15 protein-coding genes are annotated in these 16,678 nt (G+C 66.9%); 7 read left to right on the forward strand and 8 right to left on the reverse strand.

What is annotated here, in order from left to right; genetic code table 11:
* Positions 1-28: 28 nt before the first annotated feature.
* The 4 genes from rpoN to GR328_RS10705 all read left to right on the forward strand — a co-directional run bounded on the left by rpoN (position 29) and on the right by GR328_RS10705 (position 4,716).
* Positions 29-1,441, forward strand: coding sequence for an RNA polymerase factor sigma-54 (rpoN, locus tag GR328_RS10690; RefSeq protein WP_160884513.1), 1,413 nt, complete (start codon positions 29-31; stop codon positions 1,439-1,441).
* 91 nt (positions 1,442-1,532) lie between these two features.
* The gene (gene hpf, locus GR328_RS10695) at positions 1,533-2,108 is read left to right on the forward strand and encodes a ribosome hibernation-promoting factor, HPF/YfiA family (RefSeq protein WP_160884514.1); all 576 of its coding nucleotides are present in this window, start codon (positions 1,533-1,535) and stop codon (positions 2,106-2,108) included.
* Positions 2,109-2,189: 81 nt separating this feature from the next.
* Complete coding sequence (gene ptsN / locus GR328_RS10700; RefSeq protein ID WP_160884515.1) at positions 2,190-2,648, forward strand: PTS IIA-like nitrogen regulatory protein PtsN; 459 nt, start codon at positions 2,190-2,192, stop codon at positions 2,646-2,648.
* Between the two features lie 121 nt (positions 2,649-2,769).
* Positions 2,770-4,716 (forward strand): methyl-accepting chemotaxis protein, encoded by a 1,947-nt coding sequence (locus GR328_RS10705; RefSeq protein WP_160884516.1) that lies wholly within the window; start codon positions 2,770-2,772, stop codon positions 4,714-4,716.
* Positions 4,717-4,741: 25 nt separating this feature from the next.
* On the opposite strand, the gene GR328_RS10710 is transcribed toward GR328_RS10705, so the two are convergent.
* The 4 genes from GR328_RS10710 to GR328_RS10725 all read right to left on the reverse strand — a co-directional run bounded on the left by GR328_RS10710 (position 4,742) and on the right by GR328_RS10725 (position 8,574).
* Positions 4,742-5,149, reverse strand: coding sequence for a hypothetical protein (locus tag GR328_RS10710; RefSeq protein ID WP_160884517.1), 408 nt, complete (start codon positions 5,147-5,149; stop codon positions 4,742-4,744).
* A 205-nt stretch (positions 5,150-5,354) separates the two neighbouring features.
* Positions 5,355-6,089: an SIMPL domain-containing protein gene (locus GR328_RS10715; protein WP_160884518.1), complete on the reverse strand. Its 735-nt coding sequence runs from the start codon at positions 6,087-6,089 to the stop codon at positions 5,355-5,357.
* Between the two features lie 90 nt (positions 6,090-6,179).
* The gene (locus GR328_RS10720) at positions 6,180-7,268 is read right to left on the reverse strand and encodes a polyamine ABC transporter substrate-binding protein (protein WP_160884519.1); all 1,089 of its coding nucleotides are present in this window, start codon (positions 7,266-7,268) and stop codon (positions 6,180-6,182) included.
* Positions 7,269-7,419: 151 nt separating this feature from the next.
* Positions 7,420-8,574 (reverse strand): aminotransferase, encoded by a 1,155-nt coding sequence (locus GR328_RS10725; protein ID WP_160884520.1) that lies wholly within the window; start codon positions 8,572-8,574, stop codon positions 7,420-7,422.
* A 286-nt stretch (positions 8,575-8,860) separates the two neighbouring features.
* Between GR328_RS10725 and GR328_RS10730 the strand changes: the two genes are divergently transcribed.
* The 3 genes from GR328_RS10730 to GR328_RS10740 all read left to right on the forward strand — a co-directional run bounded on the left by GR328_RS10730 (position 8,861) and on the right by GR328_RS10740 (position 12,705).
* Positions 8,861-9,865, forward strand: a complete 1,005-nt coding sequence (locus GR328_RS10730; protein ID WP_160884521.1) for a FecCD family ABC transporter permease — start codon at positions 8,861-8,863, stop codon at positions 9,863-9,865.
* Positions 9,862-10,659 (forward strand): ABC transporter ATP-binding protein, encoded by a 798-nt coding sequence (locus GR328_RS10735; protein WP_160884522.1) that lies wholly within the window; start codon positions 9,862-9,864, stop codon positions 10,657-10,659. The genes GR328_RS10730 and GR328_RS10735 overlap by 4 nt, the downstream gene beginning before the upstream one ends.
* 78 nt (positions 10,660-10,737) lie before the next feature.
* The gene (locus GR328_RS10740) at positions 10,738-12,705 is read left to right on the forward strand and encodes a nucleoside-diphosphate sugar epimerase/dehydratase (protein ID WP_160884523.1); all 1,968 of its coding nucleotides are present in this window, start codon (positions 10,738-10,740) and stop codon (positions 12,703-12,705) included.
* Here the strand turns inward: GR328_RS10740 and GR328_RS10745 are convergent.
* The 4 genes from GR328_RS10745 to GR328_RS10760 all read right to left on the reverse strand — a co-directional run bounded on the left by GR328_RS10745 (position 12,638) and on the right by GR328_RS10760 (position 16,677).
* Entirely contained in the window at positions 12,638-13,579 is a 942-nt protein-coding gene (locus GR328_RS10745; protein ID WP_160884524.1) for an NAD-dependent epimerase/dehydratase family protein, read from the reverse strand. The genes GR328_RS10740 and GR328_RS10745 overlap by 68 nt on opposite strands.
* On the reverse strand, positions 13,576-14,610 hold the full coding sequence (locus GR328_RS10750) for an MraY family glycosyltransferase (protein WP_246215802.1): 1,035 nt from the start codon (positions 14,608-14,610) through the stop codon (positions 13,576-13,578). Before GR328_RS10750 ends, GR328_RS10745 begins: the two co-directional genes overlap by 4 nt.
* Before the next feature lies 1 nt (position 14,611).
* Positions 14,612-15,619: an NAD-dependent epimerase/dehydratase family protein gene (locus tag GR328_RS10755; protein ID WP_160884525.1), complete on the reverse strand. Its 1,008-nt coding sequence runs from the start codon at positions 15,617-15,619 to the stop codon at positions 14,612-14,614.
* A gap of 155 nt (positions 15,620-15,774) precedes the next feature.
* Complete coding sequence (locus GR328_RS10760) at positions 15,775-16,677, reverse strand: MBL fold metallo-hydrolase (RefSeq protein WP_160884526.1); 903 nt, start codon at positions 16,675-16,677, stop codon at positions 15,775-15,777.
* Position 16,678: the final 1 nt, after the last annotated feature.

The following is a 16,678-nucleotide window of genomic DNA, read 5'->3' on the forward strand; positions in this document are numbered from 1 at the left end:
GAAGCGTGCCCGAAGGACGGCGGATTCGATGCAACGGCTCGAAATGCATCAGGGGCAATCCCTCACAATGACGCCCCAGCTTGTGCAATCCATCAAGCTGCTGCAGCTCTCCCACGCGGAGCTGACGGCCTATGTGGAGGCGGAGCTCGAGCGCAATCCGCTCCTGCAGGAGGCGGAGGCGCATGGGGACGGACCTCCTCCGAGCCTCGCCGATTTCCTGCGCGCCAGGCGGCGATACGCGGAATCCGGAGGACGGATGGTCCCCGCTCCCCTGTCGCCGCGCAGCGGCGCGGCCGAGGCCTCGTCCCGAGGTGCGGCTTCCCATTCCGAGCTGAAGCCCGAGCTCGAGGCGATCCTCGCGGGCGCTCAGACCCTGACGGGTCATCTCGAAGCGCAGCTCGATCTCGCTTGCGCGGATCCTCGGCTGCGCGAGATCGGCCGGCACCTCATTCATTCCCTCGACGAGGCGGGATATCTCGCCGAGGAGCTGGAGCGGGTGGCGGAGCGGCTCGGCGTTTCTTCCGATTGCGCCGAAGCTGCCCTGAGGCTCCTCCAGACCTTCGAGCCCTCCGGCATCGCGGCGCGGAACCTGAGGGAATGCCTGGAGATCCAGCTCAGGGAGCGCGACCGGCTCGATCCCGCCATGCAGATCCTGCTCTCGCGCCTCGATCTCGTAGCCCGGCATGATTTCGACGCGCTCGGGAGACTCTGCAACGTGGACGCGGAGGACCTCGCCGGCATGCTCGCCGAGATCCGCAGCCTGGAGCCGAAGCCCGGCCTCTCCTTCGCGCCTGCCCCTGTCGACGTGCTCGTGCCCGATGTGCTGGTGCGTAAGGGAGCGGACGGCGGCTTCAGCGTGGAACTCAATCCCGACACGCTCCCGCGCATCCTCCTCGACCGCAGCTATTACGCCCACGTGGCGAAGGCGGTGCGAAAGACCGAGGACAAGAACTTTCTCTCCGACTGCCTGCAGAGCGCGAGCTGGCTCACCCGCAGTCTCGACCAGAGAGCCAGGACCATCCTAACGGTCGCGAGCGAAATCGTCCGTCAGCAGGAGGGCTTCTTTCGGGACGGAATCGCGGCGTTGCGGCCCATGACCCTGAGAAGCGTGGCCGAAGCCGTCGGGCTGCACGAATCGACAATCTGCCGGGTCGTGGCCAACAAGGCCCTCGGTTCGGGCGGCGTCACGTATCCTATGAAGTTCTTCCTGAACGCCGCGACGGGCGAGGGGGAGCATGCGGCCAGGGCCGTACGCCACCGCATCCGCCGGCTGATCGATGCCGAGACGCCCGACCATGTGCTCTCCGATGAGGCACTTGCACGGGTCTTGAAAGCGGAGGGCATCGACGTGGCCCGCCGGACGATCGCCAAATACCGGGAAGTCCTGCATATCCCCTCCTCGGCCGAGCGCCGGAGACGGAAACGCTTCGGGATGTCCTGACGGACCGCAAAGGCGCTTGCTTTGCCGGCGGTTCGGGGCATCATGAACTCAAACAGTCCCGTCAAATGGGCGCTTTGAGAGGGAGACCGCCATGTCGCTGAGGGTTTCGGGAAAGAATCTCGATACCGGTGAGGCCCTGCGGTCCCAGGTGGCGGAGCGCTTGGCCGGCGCCATGTCGAAATATTTCGACGGGGGCTATTCCGGCCATGTCACGGTCGCAAGGGACGGTACGGGATTTCGCACCGATTGCGTGCTTCACCTGACCTCCGGCATCACCATCGAGGCCTCCGGCGCCGCCCAGGACGCCTATTCCAGCTTCGATCAGACGGCGATTCGCATCGAGAACCGTCTGCGGCGCTACAAGCAGAGGCTGAAGGAGCACGCCAGTTCCGGCCATGGGCGGGAAACCGGGCTTGAAGCCCCCTATGCGGTCTTCGAGGCGCCCACCGACGAAGCAGCGGAGGAGGAGGGTTATCATCCTGTGGTCATTGCGGAAACCACCAAGCCGCTTCATCGCTTTTCTGTCAGCGAGGCTGTGATGCGACTCGACCTGACGGGGGCCGCCGCCCTCGTGTTCATCCATGCTAGCACCGGCCGCGTGAACGTCGTATACCGCCGCAGCGATGGGGCGATCGGTTGGGTCGACCCGCCGCCCGCTCAGCCTTGACGGGGCTACCCCTCTTGGCCTGGTTTTTGCCTGGAACGGTGAGGGGCCTTGAAGGCTTCACACCCTAACGCAGCGTGATCGATGCCCTTGCTGGATTTTCTAGACCCTCAGGCCGTTCTGCCCGCCCTGCGCGTGAGCGGCAAGAAACAGGCTCTTCAGGAATTGGCCGCCCATGCGGCCAAGCTCACGGGCTTATCTGAGGCCGCCATCTACGAGGCTCTCCTCCAGCGTGAGCGCCTCGGTTCGACCGGAATCGGCGAGGGAATCGCCATCCCTCACGGCAAGCTGCCGGGACTGGCCCGCATCTTCGGCCTGGTTGCACGGCTCGAGAAGCCGATCGATTTCGAGGCTCTCGACGGCCAGCACGTGGATGTGCTGTTCCTGCTCCTGGCGCCGGAAGGCGCGGGAGCCGACCACCTGAAGGCCCTCGCCCGTGTGGCGCGGGTGCTGCGCGAGCCCGGTCTCATCGAGCGGGTGCGCGCCACCAAGGACGCGGCGGCCCTCTATGCGATCATGACCGAGCTGCCGAAGGCCGCCTGACCAGGGTTTCGAAGCGACAATTTCGCGCAAGCCTGACGGATTATCGTCCTCTCCATAAAGAGGGAGACATAGGGCGATGCTAACTCGGGCTGGGTTGCGTTGGCCGTCTGTCAGGGTGCGCGTGGCCACCCTGAGCGGCGTCATGGTCGTGGGCTTCGCGGTGATCGGCGCCGTGTTTGAAACGGGCCGGAACGAGGTGGAGGCGGCGCTCCACACGCAGCAGACCTATTCCGCCCTGGCCGAGAAGGCCTACCGGTTCAGGAGCCAGGTCGATGCCCTGAAGGCGGTGGCCCAGGACTGGATCGTGACCCGGCAGGCTCACCACGGCCAAGCCTTTTTCGAGCGGCACAAGGCTCTGACCGCAGGGCTTGAGGAGATGAGCGCGGCCCCCGGAGCGGCTCTGATCGACGGGGAGGTCCGGGAGCTCCAGGAGAAATCCGCCATCCTGATCCGGCAGGGTTCGGCCCTCGACAAGCTCTATGCCGGCCTCGGCTACATGGCGAGCGAGGGGGCGCTGGGGCAGCTGCTCTCCGCGGAAGACGAACTCGAAAGGCTGGTCAGGCCGCTCACCGGGAATGGTGATGCGGCCGCCTTCCGTTTATGGGCGGCCACCCTGGGCATGTTCCGGCAGGAGGCCCGCGTCCGTCATGTCATGGACGAGGCTCTGCTGGGCGCCTTCGAGGTCGATCAGGGCCGCTTCACCCGCTCGCTCGCGCAGCTGCCCGAGGAGGTCGCCGCCGAGAAGGCATCCATCGAGCAGGCGGGCCAAGCCTACCGGGCGGCCTTCGACGCCTGGGCCGAGCTGGAACAGCAGGTGTCCGGCGAGGGCGAGCGCCTGAAGGGCCAGTTCGACCTGCTCGTGCCGGCTCTCGATCAGCTCCTGACCAAGGTCCACGCGGAAGCGGAGCGGACCGCCGAGGCGCTCATATCCTCGCAGGAGCGCACCTTCACGCTGATCCTGTGGGCCATGGGCCTGACCCTGCTTCTGGGCCTTGCCCTCAACGTCCTGGTGGGAAGGTCGATTTCCCTCCCCCTGACCCGCCTTCAGCAGGCCATGCAGCGCCTGGCCGACGGCGATGCCGGCGTCGAGGTCCCCTCCACCGCCGCGTCCGACGAAATCGGCGCGATGGCCCGCACGGTTCTGGTGTTCCGCGACAATGCCCGCGAACGCGAGCGGCTGACACAGGAGCGCGAGGGGCAGGCGGCCTTCGAGGCCCGGCGCGCCCAGGCCATCGCCGAGGCGATCGCAGGCTTCGACGCCTCCGTGGAGCAGATCCTCGGAGAGGTCCGCCGGGCGACCGGCGATCTCGCCGCGGCCTCCGGGCAGCTGGAGGGCTCGGCCCGTCAGGTGACCCAGCAGGCGCAGGTTGCCGGCAGCGTCTCCTCCCGCACGTCGCAGAACATGGCCACGGTGGCGAGCGCGGCCGAGGAGCTCGATGCCTCGCTCGGGGAGGTGGCGGCTCGGACCAGCGCCTCGGCGGAAGCCTCCCAGCGCGCCGTATCGGAGGCGCGCGGCGCCTCGGACAGCATGACGGTCCTGGCGGAAGCGACGTCCCATATCGGGCAGGTGGCCGATCTCATTCGCTCCATCGCCTCCCAGACCAACCTGCTCGCGCTCAACGCCACCATCGAGGCGGCGCGTGCGGGCGAGGCCGGCAAGGGCTTTGCCGTCGTCGCTTCGGAGGTGAAGGATCTGGCGGGCCAGACGGCCAGGGCCACGGAGGAGATCGCGCGCCAGATCGAGGCGGTGCAGGCCGCCTCCCGCGAGACCCTGGTGGCGCTCGGCTCCGTGCAGGCCTCCGTGGACGACCTCGCGGGGGTGGTGTCCGCGGTCGCCGGAACCGTGGGCCAGCAGACGGTCGCGGTGTCGGACATCGCGCGCTCCGTCGCCCAGGTTTCCTCGGAGGCGCAAGCCGGTGCCTCGGCCATCGAGACCACGGAGAAGGTCGCCGGCGATTCTCTCGATGCGGCCCGCGCCGTGGCCCATCTCTCCGCCGCGCTCGACGAGCAGGCGGAGCGTCTGGGCCGCGAGATCCACCGGTTCCTCGCCAGCGTCAGGGCCGCCTGACGCTCGGCGCTCCCACTCAGAGCACCTATTTCTGCACCTGAGAACCTTCCTCGCGCGGATGGACGCGGACCCGCCCGTTGTCCGTCCCGTCCGGCCGGTCGGCGGCCTCCGGACCTCCCCAACCTTCGGAGCCCCAGGAAGCCCGATGCTCGTCGAGGTCCAGCACGCCCTCGTCGTCCAGGATGTCGACGACCCGGCTGACCTCGTCGTCGGCACAGCTCACGATGAGCACGAAGCCACCGCGGAGCACGCCTTCCACATAGGCCTGTGCGTCGGATCGAGACACGCCCCCGTCCTCCAGGACCGGAGCGAGATTGCTGGGAGTGGACCAGATGTCGATCCCACTCCGTGGGATCCCGGCCTGCTCCAGGCGGCTCGCCGCAACGGCCGCGTGCTGCTCGCTGTGGAAGAGAGAGGTGACGGTCTTGGTCATCGGGTCGATCTCCGGCAGGGCCGTGCGGGTTGACCTCGCTCGCAGGGAGACGAACCGGTCCCGCGCGGTGGCAGCCGCCCCGGGCGCATCGACAGGCGACCGGATCGCCGAAGGCTCGGTCGAGCCGACCGGCTCGATCTGCGTGCACTCCAGTGTAGCACGATGCGCCGGGCTCCACCATCGCCCGAGCGACGGGCCGCGCCGATCAAGGCTTCTGCGCCAGTTCCCAGACGAGCTGCACGTTGGCGGTGTAGCGGATCGTGGCGGGAGGTACGAGCGGAACGGATTCCGCGCCCTTGGCCATGGCGGCCCGCATTCTCATCTCCGCGTGCGGCTCGAAGGGCTGGGCCGAGCCGTCGCGGATCTCGACCAAGCGGCCCAGCGACACGCCGGCGGCGGCGGCATAGACCTCGGCTTGGCGCCTGGCGTCGCGCACGGCGGCCTCGCGGGCCTTGTCGCCGCCTTCCTCCTGGCGGTCGAGACCGAACGAGACGGACTGAAAGGTCATGTCCCCGCTGGCGAGGATTTCGCCCGCGAGCTTTCCGACGCCGTCGAGATCGCGGGTCTTGATCCGCAGCCGGTGGGTGGCCCCGAACTTCAAGCCACCCTTGTCCTTGATTTCCATGCTTTGCCTTTCCACGGGAGGCTCGATCTTGAGCACCTGGAAGTTGACCGTCTGAATGTCCTCCCGCTTGATGCCGAGGCTCTGGATGCGCGCGAGCACGCGCTCCGTGGCGGTGGCGTTGGCGGCGGAAGCCTGGGCCACCGTGGAGGCTTCGGTTTCGACGCTCACGAAGATCAGGGCGAAATCGGGCTTCAGCTCGGCTTCCCCCGTGCCCATGACGCTGATCGTCGGCTGGCGCGGGGCTGGCGTTTGCGCAAGGGCGGGGGAGGCGAGGCCGAGGGCGAGGCTGAGAGCCGCTGCGAGGGCGAGGCGCATTGCTGAAAGTCCTTCCAGAAAGAAAAGCTCCGCCCGGGGGCGGAGCTCGATGGGCGCAACAATGATTCAGGATGGAACCTGAGCAGGCGATTAACGGCCGGTCTTCACCCGTGTCCAGAGCCGAGTGACGGTGCGCTGCGAGCGCTCGTCATAGGCCGTGTTGGTGAAGAGGCGCTCCATGGTGGCCGCGTCCGGATAGATGCCGGGATCGTTGAGGATCTCCGGTTCCACATGCTGCTTGGCGGCGAGATTGCCGGAGGCATAGGACACGTAATTCGTGTTCATGGCGGCGATTTCGGGCCGCAACATGAAATTGATGAACTCGTGCGCCTCGGCCACGTTCTTGGCATCCGCCGGGATCACGAAGCTGTCGAACCACATCAGCGCGCCTTCGCGCGGGATCACGTAGGCGATCTCGACGCCGTTCTTGGCTTCCTCGGCCCGGGACTTGGCCTGGATCATGTCGCCCGAATAGCCCACCGCCACGCAGATGTCGCCGTTGGCGAGCGCGTTGATGTATTCGGAGGAATGGAACTTCTGGATGTTGCCGCGGATGCGGAACAGGGCGTCGCCCGCCTTGGTCAGGTCCTCGTTGCGCTTGGAATCCGGGTTGAGGCCCAGATAGGCCAGCACGCCGGGGAACAGATCCTCTGGGCTGTCCAGCATGTAGATGCCGCAGGCCTTGAGCTTCGAGGCGATCTCCGGCTTCATCACCAGGTCCCAGGTGTTGAGCGGCGCGTCCGGCCCGAGGATCTCCTTCACCTTCTTCACGTTCACGCCGATGCCGGTGGTGCCCCACATGTAGTTCACGGCGTATTCGTTGCCCGGGTCGAAGACGGAGAGATGCTTGGTGATCTCCGGCCATTGGTTCGACAGATTGGGCAGCTTCGACTTGTCGAGCTTCTGGAACACCTTGGCGCCGATCAGGCGCTGCACGAAGGGGCCCGACGGCACCACGATGTCGTAGCCCGACTTGCCCGCGAGCAGCTTCGTCTCGACGATCTCGTTGTTGTCGTAGGTGTCGTAGACCACCTTGATGCCGGTCTCTTTCGTAAACTCGTCCAGCGCCTTGGGGTCCACGTAATCGGACCAGTTGTAGACGTTGACCACACGCTCCTGAGCGGTGGCGGCGGTGACAAGGCCTAAGCCCAGAGCAACCGAAGCGAGAAGACGGATCATCAGGGGTGGGAACTCCTCTGGAAAAGAGAGAAAAGCCGTGTCCGGCGAGACGCTTACTTGAAGTCCTATTGTCTCCCGCGTCAAGGCCGTTCGGGACGGGCTGTTCATGGAAAGCCTCCCCGGGCGGGGGAGGCTCCCCGTGGCCTTCGCTTCAGGCCGCCCGCTTCACCACGTCGGCGAGCCGCTCCAGGCCCGCATCGAGCGTCGAATCCTTCTTGGCGAAGCAGAAGCGCACCACGTTCTTCACGGCGCCCCCCGCGTAGAAGGCGGAGACGGGAATGGCAGCGACGCCATGCTCCACGACGAGGCGGCGGCAGAAGGCCACGTCGTCGGTCTCGCCCAGGGCCGAGATGTCGATATTGAGGAAGTAAGTGCCCTGGCTCGGGATCACGTCGAAGCCGAGCGTTCTCAATCCCGCCGTGAAGCGGTCGCGGCTGCGGGTGAAGTTTGTCCGCATCCCCTCGAAATAGCCGTTGTCCTTGGCCAGGCCATAGGCGACCGCGGCCTGCAGGTTCGGCGGGGTGGTGAAGGTGAGGAACTGGTGGGACTTCGCCAGCACCTTCATGATGTGAGGCGCGGCGCAGACGAAGCCCACCTTCCAGCCCGTGAGGCTGAAGATCTTGCCCGCCGAGCCGATCTTCACCGACCGGTCGCGCATGCCCTCCAGGCCCAGCACCGGCTGGTGGCGGCGGCCGTCGAAGACCACGTGCTCCCACACCTCGTCCGAGATCGCGATGGCGTCGAACTTCCGGCAGAATTCCGCGAGCAGCGCCAGATCGGAATCTGAGAACACGGTCGCCGTGGGGTTGAGCGGGTTGTTGAACAAAACCGCCTTGGTCTTCGGCGAGAACGCCTTCGACAGCGCCTCTTCGGTCAGCCGGAAATGGGGCGGCTGGAGCGTCACGAATTTCGGCACGCCGCCGGCGAGCCGCACGAGGGGCAGATAGGCGTCGTACATGGGCTCGAAGAGCACCACCTCGTCGCCGGGCTCCACGATGCCCAGGATCGCGCCCGCCAGGGCCTCGGTGGCGCCCGAGGTCACCATCACCTCCGTATTCGCGTCGAGGTCGAGGCCCTGCCAGTGCTTGTAATGCGCGGCGATTGCCGTACGCAGCTCGGGGATGCCCATCATCGACGGATACTGGTTGTAGCCGTTGAGCACCGCGTCGGCGGCCGCGCGCCGCACGTCCTCCGGTCCCGGATCGTCCGGAAAGCCCTGGCCGAGATTGATTGCGCCGGTTTCCCGGGCGAGGCTCGACATGACCTCGAAGACGGTGGTGGGCAGGTTCGCGAACAAACGGTTCATGCCGGTCCCTCTGGCGATGCGCGGTGACGTGGGTTGAGCTTCGTAACACGGAGTGGAGCGGCGTCGAACACGAATATGGCGAGAATCGAATGCCCGGCTTTCCCCGTCGAGGCGAGGAGCAGGTCGCCCGGATGAAGAGAAGCGAGCGCCACGCCTCGACGAAGCGTCGTCACCGGCACAGGGCCGGCGACGACGCGGTGATTCAGGAACAGGGAACCCGCGCGTCCTCCGGGATGACATCGGACGGCAGGGTTGCTATCGCGAAGGGGACAATATCGAATTCCTCATGCGTCCGTCCCGGCTGCCCCTCATCCTCGGCCTCGTCCTCCTCATCGGAGGCCTGAGCGTCGCCTCCCTCGTCATCGGTCCGGCTCCGATCGCACCCTTGCGGGCCTTGACGGCGCTCGCCTCGGATCAGGGCAGCGCGACCGTCGTGGTGCGCGATATCCGCCTGCCGCGGACGCTGCTCGCCCTCATGATCGGATGGATCTTCGGGCTTACGGGAGCCGGCCTGCAGGGGCTCCTGCGCAATCCTCTCGCCGACACGGCGGTGTTCGGGGCGCCGCAGGCTGCCGCCTTCGGGGCGGTTCTGGTGATCTATTCGGGATTCGTGGGGGCGCTGTCCTGGATGCTGCCATTCGCCGCGATCCTGGGAGCGCTCGCCTCGGTGGCGCTCGTGGTCACGGTCGCCGGGCGCAGGGCCACCGTGGTGGTTCTCGTCCTGTCGGGTCTGGCTGTCGGGAGCCTCGCGGGAGCGGGGACCTCGCTGGCCATCAGCCTCTCCCCCAATCCGTTCGCCGTGACGGAAATCGTGTTCTGGATCCTGGGCTCCTTCGAGGACCGCTCGATCGTACATGTCTGGCTCGTGGCGCCCTTCATCGGGGCGGCCTCGGCGCTCGTCCTGTCCTCCTCGAACGGCTTGCGGGCGCTGGCCCTGGGGGAGGAAACCGCGCGCAGCCTCGGCGCGAACCTCGTGCGCCTGCGGCTTCTGCTGGTGGCGGGCGCGGCCATCGGCACGGGGGCCTCGGTAGCGGTCGCGGGCTCCATCGGATTCGTCGGCCTCGTCGCCCCTCATCTGGTGCGCCCTTTCGCGGGGTACGATCCGGCCCGGACCCTCGTGCCTTCGGGCCTTGCGGGTGCGGCGCTCCTGCTCGCCGCCGATTGCGCCGTGCGCCTCATTCCCTCGCAGACGGAGGTGAAGGTCGGCGTTCTCACCGCCATTCTCGGCGTCCCCTTCTTCCTCTGGGTGATCGCCCGCCGCAAGGCGGAGCTCGCGGAGATGCCAATATGACCGAGCTGAGCGCCCGCGGCCTCTCGGTCGATCTCGGGCGCCGTCACGCGCTCTCGGGAGTCGATCTCACCCTGCGCCCCGGCCGCCTCACCGTGATCGTCGGCCCTAACGGCGCGGGCAAGACGACGCTGATGCGGGCCCTCGCGGGGCTCCTCGCTCCGGCCGGGGGACAGGTGACCCTCGATGGGCGGCCCGTGACGCGCATCGCCTCGGCGGAGCGGGCACGCTCCATCGCCTATCTGCCGCAGGGCGGCAGCGTCGCTTGGCCGCTCCCGGTTTTCGAAGTGGTCGCTCTGGGCCGTCTGCCCCATGGCGAGAAGCCTGACAGCCTCCCCCCGCCTGGGCGGGAGGCGGTGAGCGCCGCCATTCACGCGGTGGGCCTCGAAGGCTTCGGAGCCAGGGCCGCCACGGACCTGTCGGGCGGGGAGCGTGCCCGGGTGCTTCTGGCCCGCGCCTTGGCGACGCAGGCTCCCGTGCTCCTCGCCGACGAGCCGGTCGCCGCCCTCGATCCGCGCCACCAGCTCGTCGTGCTCGAGGTGCTGAGACGTCAGGCGCGAGCCGGCCGAACGGTGGCGGCGATCATGCACGATCTGACCTTGGCCGCACGCTTCGCGGATGAGATGATCCTCCTGAATCGCGGGAGGATCGCCGTGTCGGGAAGGCCGGAGACGGTTTTGACGGAGGCGGAGCTCGCCGCCCATTTCGGCATTCAGGCCCATGTCTCCCAGGACGGGGGCCGTCTCGTCGTGGTGGCGGATCGCCCGCTTCCGGAACCCGGGCAGGACGCCGTATGACCCGGCTTATGTAACTTCGGTGCATTGACAAAGGAGAGGGCTGGGCCGATACCCCGCTCTTCAACTGACGGCGAGACGATGAATCGGCAGGATTTCAAGAAAGCGCTCATCATTGTGCACGACCTCGTCATGACGGGTGCGGCCGTCATCGCGACGTTCTTCGTGCGCTTCGAGGGACCGTTCCTGAACGAGCGCCTGGTCTACCTCCCCGTCTTCCTGCCCCTCTTCGTCGCCTTCGCGGGCGTCGTCTACTGGTTTTTCCATCTCTACCGGTCCAAGTGGCGATTCGCCTCCCTGCCGGATCTCTTCAATATTTTCTGGGCCTCCACGGTCCTGGCGCTGACGCTGCTGGTCGTCGACTACGTCGCCCTCTCGCCGCAGTTCTACGGCTCCTTCTTCTTCGGAAAGATCACGATCGCCCTCTACTGGCTGATCCAGATGTTCGTGCTGGGCGGCCCGCGCCTCGCCTTCCGCTATTTCAAATATGCCCGCTCCCGCCACACCCTCGGCCGCGACACGAACACGCCGACCCTCCTCCTGGGCCGCGGCAACGACATCGAGGTGATCCTGCGCGCCATCGAGACGGGAACCGTCAAGAAGATGCGCCCGAAGGGCATTCTCTCCTATCGCACCGAGGATCTCGGGCAGTCGATCCGCGGCGTGCCGGTGCTGGGCACCTTCGCCGACCTCGATCAGGTGGTGCAGGACTTCCAGGAGCGCGGCGAGGTGATCCGCCGCCTCGTGGCGACGCCGAGCGCCCTCTCGCCCGAGGCCCATCCGGACATGCTGCTGGCCCGCGCGCGCCGCCTCGGTCTGCCCCTGGTGCGCGTCACGAGCCTCGGGGAGGGCATGCGCGACGCGGAGCTGGCGCCTCTGGAGATCGAGGATCTCCTTCTGCGCCCGACCGTGCAGATCGACCGGCAGAGGCTGGAGAATTTCATCCGCGGCAAGCGCGTGCTCGTCACCGGCGGCGGCGGCTCCATCGGATCGGAAATCTGCACCCGCGTGGCGGCCTTCGGCGCCAGCCACCTCATGATCCTGGAGAATTCGGAGCCTTCCCTCCATCACATCCTGGAGCATCCGTCGCTGATCGCCAGCGAGACCCATGTGGACGGAATCATCGCCGACGTGCGCGACCGGTCACGGGTGCAGGAGGTGATGAACGAATTTCGCCCCGACGTGGTCTTCCATGCCGCCGCCCTCAAGCATGTTCCCTATCTCGAGCGGAACTGGACCGAGGGCATCAAGACGAACGTGTTCGGCTCGGTGAACGTCGCCGACGCGGCGGTGGAGGCGGGCGCCTCCGAGATCGTGATCATCTCCACCGATAAGGCCATCGACCCGGTGTCCATGCTCGGCGCCACCAAACGCTTTGCCGAGATATACGGGCAGGCTCTCGATGCGGAGTTCATGAGCCGCCATGCGGCCACCCGCATCATCGCCGTGCGCTTCGGCAACGTGCTCGGCTCGGCCGGGTCCGTGGTCCCGAAGTTCAAGGCGCAGATCGCCCGCGGCGGCCCGGTCACCGTCACGCATCCCGACATGGTGCGCTATTTCATGACGACCCGGGAGGCGGCCGATCTGGTGCTCACCTCTGCCTCGCATGCGGATGACGGACGGCACCTTCGCGAAGGCGAGGACCTTTCCTACGAGCGCGCCTCGGTCTACGTGCTGAAGATGGGCCAGCCCGTGCGCATCTACGAGCTTGCCGAGCGGATGATCCGTCTTGCCGGCTACGAGCCGGGGGAGGACATCGAGATCGCCGTCATGGGCACCCGGCCGGGCGAGCGAATGCACGAGATCCTCTTTGCCCGCGACGAGCCGATGGCCGAAATCGGCATCGACGGCGTCATGGCCGCCAAGCCCGTCTTCGCGGATCGCACCAAGGTCGGCCGGTGGCTCGAAGCCCTTGCCAAGGCCGTGGCCGATGGGAATCGTGCGGAAGCGGAGTGGATCTTCGAGGAGGCAATTCCCGAATTCAAGCGCCGGCAGCCGAATCCGCCGTCAGCCGAGCCAGCCGAGCCAGCCCGTCTGGCGTCCCGGTAACCGGCTGCCAGCCGAGGCTCTTCAGGGCCTCGGGGCTCGCCACGAGCGAGCCGGAGAGGCGCTCATAGGCGTCACCCTTTCCAGTCAGCGCGGCCGCCGCGCCCAGCGCGAAGGACGGCACGGGAACAAGGCCCGGCGCGCGTCCGAGCCCTTTCCGCAAGGCGGTGACGATCTCCGGCACGGTCACTGGTTCCGGATCGGCGGCGATGAAGGGGCGCCGCAGGGGGGCGGAGGCCTTCAGGAGTGTGTCGAGGGCACCCGTGAGGTTGTCGAGGGAGAGCAGCGAGCGTCTGGCTTTCAGGCCGCCGAGCGGCAGAGGCCAGGGAGATCGGGCGAGCTTCAGGAGCATCGCCATGTTGCCCTTCACGCCGGGTCCGTAGACGAGAACCGGGCGCAAAGCCGCCCAGTCCAGGCCGAGTTCGGCGAGACCCTGTTCCGCCTCCAGTTTCGAGCGCCCATAGGCGTCGGTGGGCCTCGGCTCCATGTCCTCGGTCAGGACGCCGTCCGCCACCGGCCCGCTCTGTGCGCGGATGGAGGAGAGAAAGACGAAGCGTTTCACGCCCGCTCGTTCCGCCGCCTGCGCGAGCCTGATCGTTCCTTGCGTGTTGATGGCGCGGTAATCGTCCTCGGGGCGGCCCGACATGGCATGCGCGAGACCGGCGGAGTGGATCACCATGTCCACGTCGCGCAGGGCCGCCGCCATGTTCTGCGGCGAGGCGATGTCGCCGATCACCGCGCTCGACGCGCCCTCCGGCACCTCCGAGGGGCGGCGCAGCAGCACGCGGACACGATAACCGCGCTTGGGGAGTTCGCGCAGGATGTGGCGGCCGATGAAGCCCGTCGAGCCGGTGAGCGCAATCAGGGGGGCATTCATCGGGAAACCTCCACGGGTGCCGTCATACGGGAATGGGAAAAGCGCCTGAGAACCAGGCCGACGAGACCGAACCCTGCAAGCAGGGCTGCACCCTGCACAACGCTCGAGGGCCAAACAAGTGTCACCGCCGCGAGGGCCGCGAGGGCAAGATTGAGCACGAACACATGCGCGACGACGGACATGACGGAAAACCCGTTGTCCGTGGCGCGCTGATAGAAATGGCTGCGATGGGCCTCCCACACCCGCTCTCCCTTCGCGAGACGCCGGAACAGGGTGATGGTGGCGTCCATCAGGTAGTAGAGGGGTAGCAGGATCGCGGCCACGAGCGCCCCGGTTCCGGCGAGTTCGAGCAGCATCCAGCCGACGAGGAGGCCGATGGGAAGGGAGCCCACGTCGCCCAGGAAAAGGCGCGCCACGGGCCTGTTGAAGGGGGCGAAGCCGAGCAGGGCGCCGCAGACAACGGCTGCCATGATGGTCCATGATGTCGGCAGAGGCACGAGAAGCGGCAGCAGAGCGATGAATGCCGTGATGGGTACCATCTCGGCGACGGTGATCCAGTCGAGCCCGTCCATGAAGTTGACGAGGTTCACGAACCAGACGCCGCCCAAAACGAGGAATGTCTGCTCTGCCTGCAAAGGAACCCAGTTCGGCAAGATCCGCACGCCGCTCACCAGGATCACGGCCGTCACGGCAATCGTTTGGAGCAACAGCCGCAAGAGGGGAGGCAGAGGCCTGATGTCGTCGACAGCCCCGACGAACGCCAAGCCAAGAGCGGCCGTCCCAAGAACCAGAAGCTGTGTCGACTCGCCTATCCGGAAGAAGAGGATGCTCATCAGGAGGCTGGCGCCAAGCACTGCAATGCCGCCGCCCTGGGGGGTGGGAATCTTATGGCTCGAACGCGCATTGGGGCGAGCCAGAGCGTAACGGATCAACAGAGGTTTAAGCAGAAGGATGAGAAGGGCGGAAAGGAAGGCCGCTCCGACCAAGGCCGCGGCAGGGCCCATGAGCAGCAGCGCAGGATGCTCGTCCATCTCAAGCCCCGTGATACCCGCGATACCACCGCACGAAGCGGTCGATTCCGTCCCTCAGCGACGTCGAGGGCGAAAAGCCCACGTCACGGCGCAGGTCCGTCACGTCCGCCCGCGTCTCCAGCACGTCGCCCGGCGGCAGGGGCACGTCCACGCGGTTCGCCTTCCTGCCCAGGGCGTTTTCGATGAGGGCGATCAGATCGTTCACCTCTTCCGGGCTGTCGTTGCCGATATTGTAGACCCGGTGCGGGGCGGCGCTCGTGGCCGGGTCCGGGCGCTCGGCGTTCCAGCCGGGGTCGGCGACGGGGTCCCTCTCCACCAGGCGCAGGATGCCCTCCACGATGTCGTCCACATAGGTGAAGTCGCGCCACACCCTGCCCGCATTCGCCACCTGGATCTCCCGCCCCTCGGCGATGGCATGGGTGAACTTGTACACCGCCATGTCGGGCCTCCCCCAGGGGCCGTAGACCGTGAAGAAGCGCAGGCCCGTCGAGGGCAGTCCGAAGAGCGAGGCGTAGGAATGCGCCATCATCTCGTTGGCCTTCTTGGTGGCGGCGTAGAGGCTGATCGGGTGCTCGGTGCCGTCGTGCTCGGAAAACGGCAGCTTGCGGTTCGCGCCGTAGACCGAACTGGACGAGGCATAGACCAGGTGCCGGACGCCCGCGTGCCGGCAGGCCTCCAGCATGTTCATGAAGCCCACGAGGTTGGAGGAGGCATAGGGCACGGGGTCGACGAAGCGCACGCCGGGCTGGGCGGCGAGGTGGATCACGCGCTCGAAGCGGTGACGCTGGAAGAGGTCGCGCGTGGCGGCCGGATCGGAGAGATCGACGCGCTCCGGCACGAAGCTGTTGCGCGGGGTGAGCCTAGCGAAGCGGGCCTCCTTGAGGGCGATGTCGTAATAAGGGGTGAAGCAGTCGACGCCCACCACCTGACGGCCCTGCGCCAGCAGGCGTTCGGCGACGTGGTAGCCGATGAAACCGGCCGCTCCGGTCACGAGAATGGGTGTCGACATGAAAATTCCGCCCGTTGCGCCAGAGCATAGGACCTCAAAGTGGATTCCACTTTTGGACTGATCCGATGCTCACACCGATCGAAAGCGCATCGTTGAGAGCGGAGACCCGAAGGGCCACTTCGGTGAAAACCGAACCCGCTTTTCCGCACGATGCGCTAGACGGCGGGCACCTTAGCGGCCCTGTACCAATCTGCAACCGCCTCTCCGCCGGATGCGTCCAGGGTCAGGGATTGCCGCTCTCGCGCGATGAAGGCCGTCGGCATCACCGCCTGCATCTCGGCCTCCAGGGCGCGAAGGCAAGCGTCGTCGTGACCTGGATAGAGGTGAAAGATGGCGACGGCCTTCACGCCCGCGGCCCTGGCGAGATCCACGCCCTTCTCCCAGGTGGAGTGGCCCCAGCCCCGGCAGCGTGGATATTCGGCCTCGGAGAACATGCCGTCATAGATCATCAGATCCGCGCCGCGCACGAAATCGGCGAGGGCTTCGTCCGGCCAGGCTTCGGTATGTTCCACGTCGCTGATGTAGCAGACGCTGCGGCAACCGTGCCGGAAGCGGTAGCCCGTGGCTCCGCCGGGATGATTCAGGGAATGGGTTTCGACGGCGGTGCCGTCGTCGAAGGTGAGGATTTCCCCGGCCTTGAAGCCCACGTGCTCGAATCGGGCCGGAAACTGGCTGAGACGCACCGGAAAGAGCGGCGGCGAGAACAGCTTGTCCAGCGAATCCATGGCGCTGTCGCCGTCGAGATTGCCGCAATAGGTGCGCACCAGCCGCTCCTTGGTGAGGGCCGGCTTGAAGAAGGGCAGGCCGCCCACGTGGTCGAGATGCAGGTGGCTGAAGAGGATGTCGATGGTATCGGGCACATTCTCCCCGAGGGCGCTGCCCAGGGCAGCGATGCCCGTTCCCGCGTCCACGATGAAGAGACGCTCGCCGCAGCGGATCTCGACGCAGGCCGTGTGGCCGCCGAATTCCATGAACTGAGGGCCGGAAGCGCAGGTGGAGCCGCGGATGCCCCAAAAACGGACCTGAAGCTCGTCAGAAGATGCAACTCGGCTTACCATC

This window comes from Microvirga makkahensis (assembly GCF_009830105.1).
Lineage (GTDB): Bacteria > Pseudomonadota > Alphaproteobacteria > Rhizobiales > Beijerinckiaceae > Microvirga > Microvirga makkahensis.

Coding starts and splice junctions, on each gene's coding strand:
- rpoN (WP_160884513.1), top strand. CDS start 29: ATGCAACGGCTCGAAATGCATCAGGGGCAATCCCTCACAATGACGCCC.
- hpf (WP_160884514.1), top strand. CDS start 1,533: ATGTCGCTGAGGGTTTCGGGAAAGAATCTCGATACCGGTGAGGCCCTG.
- ptsN (WP_160884515.1), top strand. CDS start 2,190: ATGCCCTTGCTGGATTTTCTAGACCCTCAGGCCGTTCTGCCCGCCCTG.
- GR328_RS10710 (WP_160884517.1), bottom strand. CDS start 5,149: ATGACCAAGACCGTCACCTCTCTCTTCCACAGCGAGCAGCACGCGGCC.
- GR328_RS10715 (WP_160884518.1), bottom strand. CDS start 6,089: ATGCGCCTCGCCCTCGCAGCGGCTCTCAGCCTCGCCCTCGGCCTCGCC.
- GR328_RS10720 (WP_160884519.1), bottom strand. CDS start 7,268: ATGATCCGTCTTCTCGCTTCGGTTGCTCTGGGCTTAGGCCTTGTCACC.
- GR328_RS10725 (WP_160884520.1), bottom strand. CDS start 8,574: ATGAACCGTTTGTTCGCGAACCTGCCCACCACCGTCTTCGAGGTCATG.
- GR328_RS10730 (WP_160884521.1), top strand. CDS start 8,861: ATGCGTCCGTCCCGGCTGCCCCTCATCCTCGGCCTCGTCCTCCTCATC.
- GR328_RS10735 (WP_160884522.1), top strand. CDS start 9,862: ATGACCGAGCTGAGCGCCCGCGGCCTCTCGGTCGATCTCGGGCGCCGT.
- GR328_RS10740 (WP_160884523.1), top strand. CDS start 10,738: ATGAATCGGCAGGATTTCAAGAAAGCGCTCATCATTGTGCACGACCTC.
- GR328_RS10745 (WP_160884524.1), bottom strand. CDS start 13,579: ATGAATGCCCCCCTGATTGCGCTCACCGGCTCGACGGGCTTCATCGGC.
- GR328_RS10750 (WP_246215802.1), bottom strand. CDS start 14,610: ATGGACGAGCATCCTGCGCTGCTGCTCATGGGCCCTGCCGCGGCCTTG.
- GR328_RS10755 (WP_160884525.1), bottom strand. CDS start 15,619: ATGTCGACACCCATTCTCGTGACCGGAGCGGCCGGTTTCATCGGCTAC.
- GR328_RS10760 (WP_160884526.1), bottom strand. CDS start 16,677: ATGGTAAGCCGAGTTGCATCTTCTGACGAGCTTCAGGTCCGTTTTTGG.